Annotated in this window: 9 protein-coding genes and 1 pseudogene; 4 read left to right on the forward strand and 6 right to left on the reverse strand. The window is 68.6% G+C overall.

What is annotated here, in order from left to right:
* Nucleotides 1–45: 45 nt before the first annotated feature.
* The 3 genes from J2Y49_RS29650 (at nucleotide 46) to J2Y49_RS29660 (ending at nucleotide 4307) form a co-directional block, all read left to right on the forward strand.
* The gene (locus J2Y49_RS29650; protein ID WP_310119150.1) at nucleotides 46–1521 is read left to right on the forward strand and encodes an FAD-dependent oxidoreductase; all 1476 of its coding nucleotides are present in this window, start codon (nucleotides 46–48) and stop codon (nucleotides 1519–1521) included.
* Between the two features lie 8 nt (nucleotides 1522–1529).
* Nucleotides 1530–2690 (forward strand): NADH:flavin oxidoreductase/NADH oxidase, encoded by a 1161-nt coding sequence (locus J2Y49_RS29655; protein WP_310119151.1) that lies wholly within the window; start codon nucleotides 1530–1532, stop codon nucleotides 2688–2690.
* Between the two features lie 117 nt (nucleotides 2691–2807).
* Nucleotides 2808–4307, forward strand: a complete 1500-nt coding sequence (locus tag J2Y49_RS29660) for an FAD-dependent oxidoreductase (RefSeq protein WP_310119153.1) — start codon at nucleotides 2808–2810, stop codon at nucleotides 4305–4307.
* A gap of 27 nt (nucleotides 4308–4334) precedes the next feature.
* Here the strand turns inward: J2Y49_RS29660 and J2Y49_RS29665 are convergent, their stop codons facing one another.
* Entirely contained in the window at nucleotides 4335–4625 is a 291-nt protein-coding gene (locus J2Y49_RS29665; RefSeq protein WP_310119155.1) for a hypothetical protein, read from the reverse strand.
* 173 nt (nucleotides 4626–4798) lie between these two features.
* Between J2Y49_RS29665 and J2Y49_RS29670 the strand changes: the two genes are divergently transcribed.
* Entirely contained in the window at nucleotides 4799–4969 is a 171-nt protein-coding gene (locus J2Y49_RS29670) for a hypothetical protein (protein WP_310119156.1), read from the forward strand.
* 229 nt (nucleotides 4970–5198) lie between these two features.
* Here J2Y49_RS29670 and J2Y49_RS29675 read toward each other — a convergent pair whose 3' ends face one another.
* The 5 genes and pseudogenes from J2Y49_RS29675 to J2Y49_RS29695 form a co-directional block, all read right to left on the reverse strand.
* Nucleotides 5199–5348 (reverse strand): hypothetical protein, encoded by a 150-nt coding sequence (locus tag J2Y49_RS29675; protein WP_310119157.1) that lies wholly within the window; start codon nucleotides 5346–5348, stop codon nucleotides 5199–5201.
* Between the two features lie 188 nt (nucleotides 5349–5536).
* Nucleotides 5537–6178, reverse strand: a complete 642-nt coding sequence (locus tag J2Y49_RS29680; RefSeq protein WP_310119159.1) for a twin-arginine translocation signal domain-containing protein — start codon at nucleotides 6176–6178, stop codon at nucleotides 5537–5539.
* Nucleotides 6179–6287: 109 nt separating this feature from the next.
* Nucleotides 6288–7316 (reverse strand): sodium:calcium antiporter, encoded by a 1029-nt coding sequence (locus J2Y49_RS29685; protein ID WP_310119160.1) that lies wholly within the window; start codon nucleotides 7314–7316, stop codon nucleotides 6288–6290.
* Nucleotides 7317–7488: 172 nt separating this feature from the next.
* Nucleotides 7489–7680, reverse strand: a pseudogene (locus tag J2Y49_RS29690) (IS6 family transposase); the annotation flags it as partial.
* A gap of 520 nt (nucleotides 7681–8200) precedes the next feature.
* Nucleotides 8201–9445 (reverse strand): IS701 family transposase, encoded by a 1245-nt coding sequence (locus tag J2Y49_RS29695; RefSeq protein WP_310119161.1) that lies wholly within the window; start codon nucleotides 9443–9445, stop codon nucleotides 8201–8203.
* Nucleotides 9446–9578: the final 133 nt, after the last annotated feature.

The following is a 9578-nucleotide window of genomic DNA, read 5'->3' on the forward strand; positions in this document are numbered from 1 at the left end:
TCAAAGGACAGGCGATCAAACGACGGGCGCAAGCCCGGAAAGCAAATGGGCGGAAGCCCGCAAAGCACATCCCCGGGAGGAATGGAACGCATGAAATCCGATCTGGTCGTCATCGGCGCCGGCATCGCCGGGCTGGTAGCCGCGAACCGCGCCGCCGAACTCGGGCTGCGCGTCGTCGTGCTGGAGAAGGGCACGGAGGACCGCTACCTCTGCAACTCCCGCTACACGGGCGGCGCCTTCCACATCGGCATGCGCAGCCTGAACCGTCCGGTGGAGGAGGTGATGGACACCATCCGCAGCGAAACGGACGGCTTCGTCGAGGACGCCCTGGTGACGATGCTCGCCACGGAAGCGCCGCGCGCCGTCGATTGGCTGCGCCGCCAGGGGATCCGCTTCATGAAGGCGGGGCCGCGCGACTGGCAGGACACCGTGCTGGCCCCGCCGGCCCTGCCGCAGCCGGGGTTGAACTGGGAGGGGAGGGGCGGCGACACGCTGCTGCGCACCTTGGGGGCGGCGCTGGAGAAGCGCGGCGGCAGCATCCATCGCGGAGTGCGCGCCCGTGAGCTGATGATGGAGGACGGCCGATGCGTCGGGCTGCGGGCCGAACGGAACGGTGAGACGCTGATGATCGAGGCGCGTGGCGTGGTCATCGCCGACGGCGGCTTCCAGGGCGACCCGGAGCTCGTGCGCGCCCATGTCTCGCCGGTGCCCGAGGCGGTGCGCCAGCGCGGCGCCGGCACCGGCGGCGGCGACGGGCTGCGGATGGCCGCCGCCGCCGGTGCCGCCCTGCGCGGCACGCCCTATGTGTACGGCCACATCCTGTGCCAGGACGCGCTGACAAACGAAAAGCTGTGGCCCTATCCCTGGCTCGACGAACTCGTCATGGCCGGGCTGGTGGTGGACAGGGCCGGCGTTCGTGTCGTCGACGAAGGCCGCGGCGGCGTCCATGTCACCAACCGGATCGCCAAGCTCGACGACCCGCTGGCGACCACGGTGATCTTCGACCGCCCGATCTGGAATGGGCCGGGAACCGAATCGATCATTCCGGCCAACCCGCACCTGCTCCGCGTCGGCGGCACCATCGTCGAGGCCGACACCCTGGAGGGGCTGGCGGAAAAGCTGGGGATTCCCGCCGACCGGCTGGAGGCGACGGTCGCCGCCTACAACGCCGCGGTGGATGCGGGCGACACCGCCGGCCTGACGCCGCCGCGCAGCACCGGCCGGGCGCGTCCCTTCCCGGTCCGTCAGGGGCCGTTCATGGCGATCCGTCTGGTCGCCGGCATGACCTACACCATGGGCGGCATCGCCATCGACGACCATGGCCGGGTCAGGCGCGAGGACGGCACGCCGATCGGCGGCCTGTTCGCCGCCGGGGCGACGACCGGCGGGCTGGAGGGCGGCGACGCCATCGGCTATGTCGGCGGCCTGACCAAATCGTCGGTCACCGGGCTGCGGGCGGCCGAGGCCGCCGCCGCCGAGCTTGGCCGCGCCGGGTCCGACGGCAGCGGGGTGGAGCGGTGAGGCCGGCGATGGAGAGTCCCGCCGACGGCGCGGCGTCGGCGCCGCGGCTGTGCAGGCCGGTCGCCCTGCGCGGGACGACGCTGCGCAACCCCATCGTCATCTCTCCGATGTGCCAGTATTCGGCGGTGGACGGCGAGGCCGGCAACTGGCACCGGGTGCATCTCGGCCGCTTCGCCATGGGCGGCGCCGGCATGGTGATGGTCGAGGCGACCGCGGTGACCGAGCAGGGGCGGATCACGCCCGGTGATCTCGGCCTGTGGGGCGACCGCCAGATCCCCGGCCTGCGCAGCATCGCCGGAATGCTGAAGGCGTTCGGCGCGGTTCCCGCCATCCAGCTCAACCATGCCGGGCGCAAGGCGGCGACCCAGCGGCCCTGGCAGGGGCATGGCCCACTCGGCGCGGCCGACGCGGCACGCGGGGAGCCGCCCTGGCCGGTTGTCGGTGCAAGCCCGCTGCCTGTCTCCGACGGCTGGCAGGTGCCGGCGGAACTGGACCGTGCCGGCCTCGCCGCCCTGGTCGAGGCATGGCGCGTCGCGGCTGCGCGGGCGCTGGAGGCCGGGTTCGAGGCGGTGGAGCTGCATTGCGCCCATGGCTACCTGCTGCACCAGTTCCTCTCGCCGCTCAGCAACCGGCGGAACGACGGCTATGGCGGCGACTGGGCGGGGCGCTGCCGTTTCCCGCTGGAGGTCGCGGCGGCGGTGCGGGCGGTCTGGCCGGCCGACCGGCCGATGTTCGTCCGCATCTCGGCGACTGACTGGGTCGAGGGCGGCTGGACGGTCGAGGACAGCGTGGCCTTCAGCCGCGACCTGCGGGACCTCGGGATCGACGTGATCGACTGCTCCTCCGGCGGCATGACGGGGGTTTCGGCCACCGCGGCGGCGATTCCGCGCCATCCGGGCTTCCAGGTGCCCTTCGCCGGGCGGATCCGGCGGGAGGCCGGGATCGCGACCATGGCGGTCGGCCTGATCCTCGACGGCCATCAGGCGGAGGCGGTCCTGCGCGATGGGGAGGCCGACCTCATCGCCATCGGGCGGGAGGCGCTGGCCGATCCCAACTGGCCGCTGCATGCCGTGCAGCAACTGTGCGGCGGCGGCTTCGACGGCTGGCCGGAACAGTCCGGCTGGTGGCTGGCCCGGCGTTCGCGGTCGCTCGGCCGCGAGCGGGACTGACGGCACCGGGACCGACGCCCCGTCCAGGGAATCCGACAATCGAATGACGACAGGCAGTGATCCGGCGCGCCCCTCGCGGCGCGGCGCCGGATGCCGGCAAATTGGAGAGACACTGAGATGAACGCTGACGCCGTTCGCGAAGAAACGGACATCGTGGTGGTGGGCGGTGGCGGCTCCGGCCTGACCGCCGCAATCTTCGCCCGTCAGGAAGGCGCGCGGGTCGTCCTGCTGGAGAAGCACACCGAACTGCGCGGCAGCACCGGCCTGTCGATCGGGTCGATAACCGCCACCGGCACCCCCCATCAGCGCCGCGCCGGCATCGTCGACGATCCCCAGGCCCATTTCGAGGATATGGGGAAGTTCGCCGTCAAGTTGGCCGGCGAGAAGGCGGCAGCGGCCGACAATGAGGAGCTGCGGCGCATCCTGGTGGAGAATGTCCCGGCCAGCGTCGAATGGCTGATGTCGCTGGGAGTGACCTTCTACGGCCCGATGCCCGAGCCGCCGCACCGGCAGCCGCGCATGCACAACGTGCTGCCCAACTCGCGGGCCTACATCTATTTCGTCGCGCGCGAGGCGAAGCGCGTCGGCGTCGATGCGCGGGTGAACGCGACGGTGGAGCGGCTGCTGGTGGAGGATGGCCGCGTCGTCGGCGTGGCCGCCCGGATCGACGGCCGTCTCCATGAACTGCGCGCCCGCCGCGCAGTCATCCTGGCGACCGGCGATTATTCGTCCAGCTCGGACTGGAAGCGGCGCTTCAATCCGGCGGTCGCCGAAGTGGACGGCGTGAACACGACGAATGTCGGCGACGGGCACCGGTTCGGCGAGGAACTCGGCGCCGAGGTGAAGTTCGGGGAGGTCGTTTACGGCCCGAACCTGCGCTTCATGCCGCCGGCCAAGCCCAGCGCTCTCCTGCGCCTGCCGCCGCACCGGCTGCTGACCGGCGCCATGCGCATGGCGCTGGAAAAGTTGCCGACTTGGAGCCTGCGCCCCTTCATCCTGTCCTTCGTGACCACCTACCTCAGCCCGGAGCCGTCGCTGTTCCGTGAGGGGGCGATCCTGGTGAACAAGCGCGGCAAGCGGTTCGCCGACGAGCTGGACCGCCCGAACTATGCTCTGGCCGAACAGCCCGACAAGGTCGGCTACATCGTCTTCGACGACGAGGTGGCGCGCAAATTCGGCAAATGGCCATACTTCATCTCGACCGCCCCCGGCGTCGCCTACGCCTATCTCCAGGACTACAAGCGGACACGGCCGGACCTCTACCACCGTGGCGGGTCGATCGAGGAACTGGCGGCCTCCATGGGCGTGCCCGCCCCGGCATTGGCCAAGGCGGTCACTGCCCACAACGCCGCGCCCGGCGGGCGGCCTGCCATCGGCAAGGGGCCGTTCCATGCGCTGGGGCCGGTGAAGAGCTGGATCATCCTGACCGACGGCGGACTGACGGTGAACCGCGACCATCAGGTGACGCGCGGCGACGGGCAGGCGATCCCGGGCCTCTACGCCGTCGGATCGGTCGGGCAGGGCGGCCTTCTGCTGGAAGGACACGGCCACCATCTGGCCTGGGCCTTCACGTCCGGCAGGCTCGCGGGACTTCATGCCGCCCGGTTCGGTCGGTGATGGGTCAGGGACCTGCGCCCGCGGCCATCACGATCCCTCCGTCCGGCGGACAGCCGTAGCGCGTCGGCGAGCCCGCTCCCCATCGCCGGCGGCGAGCAGCGTGTCGCTTCTGTCCCGCAGAGCCAGCAGCGCCGACCGGTCCTTCTCTGCCAGATCCGGCGCGGTGTCGATCCGGTCCAGCTGGCGCGCGCAGCGCCGCACCGCCGACAAGGCGCGGGGCAGCGCGGGCAGAGCCTCGTGCCGCATCCGCCGCGCCTGCCGCACGATGAGCACGCCGCCCTTCGCCTTCCGCCAGACCTGTGCGTATTCCGCCTTCATCCAGTCCGGCAGCCGGTTCAGCCCCCTTCCAAGGAATATGAGAGCTTGTTCGTGGCAGGCGCGTCCCTGGGAGTGCTGGTCGGGATGCTACTTTAAGGTGAATAGGAGTGTTGCGGCGGGTCGCGGTCTGGTATTTCTGCGGCCGTCGCTCTGACCGCCTGGATGCGCACTCTATGGGCACCGCCGTTCGTCCCGCATGCACCATACCAGCGTCCTGGGACGCGTTCTCGGATGTCGATGCCTTCGTCGAGGAGGTGCTGGTCGAGCTGACAGCGATGGTGGCCGACGGCAGTCGCCCGACCCGCACCGGACCCAAGCCGGCGCTTACCGGAGCAGGGGATTGAGTAGCAGAGGAACGCAAAACCCAGGTAAGCGCTGCACCCCAGAAATTCTGCCGTCTCCGGGCACCGTCCCGGTGGGGTAGACCCCAGCAAGGCGAGGCGATAAGACACTTTCTACGTCTCAATAGGGTTGAGTTCGGCTTTCCGATACGCCTCACGGGCGCGTTTTAGACCCTACCGAGACAGCCAGGGGGGCTTACCTAGGTTCTTGGTTCCGCTGCTACTCGGACCCCTAGAAGCGCAGGTCCTTCAGCGCGAAGCTGCTCTTGCCCACCATGTCGATGGCGTGGGTGGCGTTGGTGTAGGGCGACTGCGTGCCGGTGACGAGGTGCAGGGTCGCGGTTTCGCGGTCGTACCAACCGTTGCCGTTGTCGGTCTCCATCGCCGCGGGATCGACATACTGCGAATGGAATTTGCGCCGGAAGATCGCTCAGTCGGCGGGCGGCGATTCCAATTCCCGGTCAATCTCTCCCGCGTGGTACATCGCCTCCGCCGAGGGGGAACCCTGCTGGTTGGGCGTCGGCCAGGTGGTTCCCCGGTTCTGCACCTTGGGCCTGACCGTGGTGTTCTTCAGCGGCGAGTAGACGTCTTCGGCAAAGGGCGTCTCGCCGCCGACGCGGACGTAGCGCGCCGCGCCATAGGGATCGCGCTCGACATAACCGGTCTCAGCCCCCAGCGGACGGCGTCCTCGTTCCATTTCAGGCGGGCCTTGGCGGCGCGGAACCTGGGATAGTCGTGATAGATCAGCAGGGCGAGCGGCTGGCCGAGGAGCAGCGGCATCCGGCTGCGTGCGAGAAGCAGGTCGCCGTAGAAGTCGGGTTCCGGCATCGTCACACCGTCGGCGGCCAGCGTCTCCTCCAGCACCAGACGGTCGGGCTGCAGATGGTCCGGCAGCATCGACAGGTCGATCCCCTCGAAAATCCGGTCGGCACGGGTGGCGCGCAGCAGGAAGGCATGGGCCTGTTCGGCCGGCCATCCGGGCATGTCGCGGGCACGCACGTCGATGGCGAACACCTTGTCGCCGGTCACTTTCGGAATGCCGTCGCGGCGGAAGCGGATGCGTCCCTGCGCGTCGAGCCAGTTGGGCGGCTGGGTCACCGTCCCGGTCTGCATGATCGCCAGGGCGCGGTTGAGCGGCAGCACGGTGGCGCTGACGCCGGCGGCGGCAGCGGCCTGCAGGAAGGCGCGGCGGGACAGCCTGGATGGACGCATGGCGGCCGTGGTCCTCCGAACAGTGGGAAAGGTGGCCGCGGAGGGCCGGGACTTGCAGTGTCAACTCGCGCCCAAAAGATCGGTTCCGGCCGGATCGCGTGGGTTTCCCCTATTGCGCAAAGGGATAAAGGACCACGAGACCCATGGCATAGAGGATGAGCGCCGCCAGCGAATCGTACCCCATCCGCCAAATGGTTCGGTCCTGCCGCTCCAGAAGACCGATGAGGAAAAGGCCCGTCAGCAGGCTGGCCAGCAAGGCCGCCACGGCTTCGAAGGTTCCGCCTTCGGACAGCACCGGCCCGCCGGAATAGGTGAGGTCGGCCAGGAACAGCAGCGCGATGTTGAAGAGGTTGGTGCCGAAGATGTCGCCGACCGCCATTTCATAGCGCCGGATGCGGAGCGCCGAGACGATGGAACTCAGCTCCGGCAGCGAGGTGGCGAAGGCAAGAAGCACGAAGCCGACCAGCCCGGTGCCCAGCCCGCTCTGTTTGGCGATGGCGTCACCCGCCTGCGACAGAACGAATCCCGCCAGCAGAATGACCGCCGCCACCGCCGAGGTCTTCAGCACCAGCGTCCGCAACGGCTGTTCCGCTCCTGGGAGATCGCCGCCCTCGTCCACTTGGGCGTCGACCGCTTCCCAGACATGGCGGCGTTCGTAATTCGAGGACAGCCAGAGTGCAGCGACGCAGCCGCCCAACAGGGCCGTGGTCCACACCCCCACACCGGCGACGGCGATGTCACCGGCGACCAAGGCCGCGGCAACCATGCAAAGGAGCATCATGCCCAGCGTCCCCTGCAGCAGGGTCGAAGGCTTCGCGACCACGGAGGTCAGCGCGTCCCGGCCAAGCACCATGTCCGCCACCGCGAGCAGGAGGACGTTGCCGGCGGCACTGCCGATCAGATTGTTGACCGCGAGCGTCGGGCTGCCGGTCCAGGATGCGGTGGTCACCGTCGCGATCTCCGGCAGCGAGGTGATGCCGCCGAGCAGAAGCATGCCGATGAAGGCCTGTCCCGCTCCCGTTGCCTGCGCGATGCCATCCACATAGACCGCGAGGCGCGTTCCGGCGGCCCACACCAGAGCGGCGGCGGCGGCAAAGATCGCCAGGTTGGCGAGAAGGGGAAGACCGTCGAGGGGCATGTCGGAACCGGAGCTGTGGGAAGATGCCGCCGCCATCTGCTCCCCGCCAACAGTGGCGCGCCTATCTCGTCTCGCCCGGCCGCCATGCCGGGCGACGTTCGGGGGCATAGACCGTCACGGCTTGTGGACGGATGCGAAAGGTGGCAGGGGTGACGGTGACCAGCGCGCCGTCGGCGATCTCGCGGCCGAACTTCAGGCACCACCGTCGCACCGTCTCATGGCTGACGAGGATGCCGCGCGCTGCCAGCATCTCCTCGACCATCCGCAGGCTCAGGGGAAAGCGGAAGTACAGCCAGACCACCGTCGCGATGACCTCGGCGGGGTAGCGGTAACCAGTATAGCGGTGGTCAGCGGGTGTCGTCATGCCGCTCCATATCCCGCCCTCGCCCGCTCCCGCAACCCGTCCAACGCCAACTTGACGGTGCCCTTTCGTGTAGTGCCCCCTATCACCGGGTATTTCGGAGTGACGAACTGTTGCAGCCATGGTTGTTCCTAATTCGAGGATTGTTAAACGGATGGAAAGTTGACCCCCTGCAAGCGCCCAAATTTCACCCCCACCGGAAGTGGTCGGTTGCCCCGGTAGTCCATGGGCAACGAGGGGCCGCCGCCCGCTTCCATAGCGCGGTGGCGGCGGCCCCTCGATTTGCCTGTGGACCCACCGGGGCAACCGTCGGGTCGGATCACCAACTCGCCATTTCGTTGAAGAGAGCGCCATAACCTGGGCTGTGCAAAGGGGCCAACTTTGGGCGCATGCTACCCCCCAGAAAGGGTCAATTTTGCTAGCTGAAACACATTTGTACGGTGGGCTTGGCAGGCGAGCGCTTGATGGCATCGCCTCCACGCCGACCATGCGATGACGGTTGCGGGCTCGATCGACCGCCGGGTTAGGCGGTCGGCAACACGACGGATCTCCTGCATCGACCAACGGACCATGGGCGAGGAACTTTCCTCATCGTTTTTGGGGGCGTGGCAAGGGTATCGGCCTTGTGCCGGACCACGGCCAGCAGGGCGAAGGCGAGCATGACCAGCGAGACGTGTCGGTGCCAGCCGTGCCAACTCCGCGTCTCGTTGTGATCCAGCCCCAGCTCGGTCTTCGCCGTCTCGAAGGCGTCCTCGATCGACCAGCGTTGTCCCTCGACGCGGACCAATGTGTCCACCGGCGTACCGTGCCGGCACCAGGTTGTGAAGAAGGCCAGTTCCCCATCAACGGGGCGTCGCCGCACCAGCAGCCCGCGCGTCCAGAGCCCCAGACCGGGCGGCGCGCCAACCATCTCAGGATCGAAATCGGCCAGTTCCAGGTAGGCCCAGTCATAGAGCCGCGGCCCCTTGGTGCCATCGCCCGCCGACAAGCGGATCCAGCTCTCCGCCGGCAGGTCCCTGGCGATCTTCTCGGCGGTGCCAGACACGGACAAAGTCGGGCTCCAGGAATTGAAATGGTGACTGCCGGTCACGCCGAGCACGTAGCCTTTGCCGGCACGGCGCAACACCATCTCCAACTCACCGACGCCATAGACGCTGTCGGCTGCCACCCAAGCGAAAGGCACTCCCGCGTCAATCGCCCGGCGCACCATCGCGGCGGCTATGGCCGGCTTGGTGGCGAAGCGCACGTCCTCGGGCACGTGGGTCTTGGCGAGGCGGTCTGGGTTGCCCGTCCAGTCCTTGGGCAGGTAGAGCCGCCGGTCGATGAAGGCGTGGCCCTTGGACGAGGTGTAGACGGCGAAGACGCCGATCTGGCAGTTGGTGATCTTTCCCGCCGAGCCGGTGTATTGGCGCCCGACGCCGCAGGAGGCTCTACCCTGCTTGAGGAAGCCGGTCTCGTCGATCACCAGCGTTGCAGCAGGCTCGGCCAAGGCATCGAGCGCGTAGTCGCGGACCACGTCGCGCAGCGCGTCGGCATCCCAGGAGGTACGGCCGAGTACCGCCTGCTGACGCCAGGGACCCGTATCACCTGCGGCCTCGGCGCGCATCCACCCGGTCTTGCGCCGCTCCGGCCCGAGCAGCCCGTCCAGGAACGCGCCGGCTGATGCCGCCGTGCCGGACTGCAAGAACAGCGGCTGAAGCCGGGCTTTGGCTCCACGCAGTTCCTCTGACCACAGCCCCAGCAGGTCCTCGACCGCGACACCGGACATGGCGACCTCCCAAAGCCTGTTCAACAGGCGGGAGGACGTTCCATCGCAACTGTAATGCTTCCGTAATGGGCCGTCAGACGTCAAGTCCCTCGCAGTGATTGTCACGTCGCCGGCTTCATGCTTCCGTCCGTGG

The organism is Azospirillum sp. BE72, assembly GCF_031455875.1.
GTDB lineage: Bacteria > Pseudomonadota > Alphaproteobacteria > Azospirillales > Azospirillaceae > Azospirillum.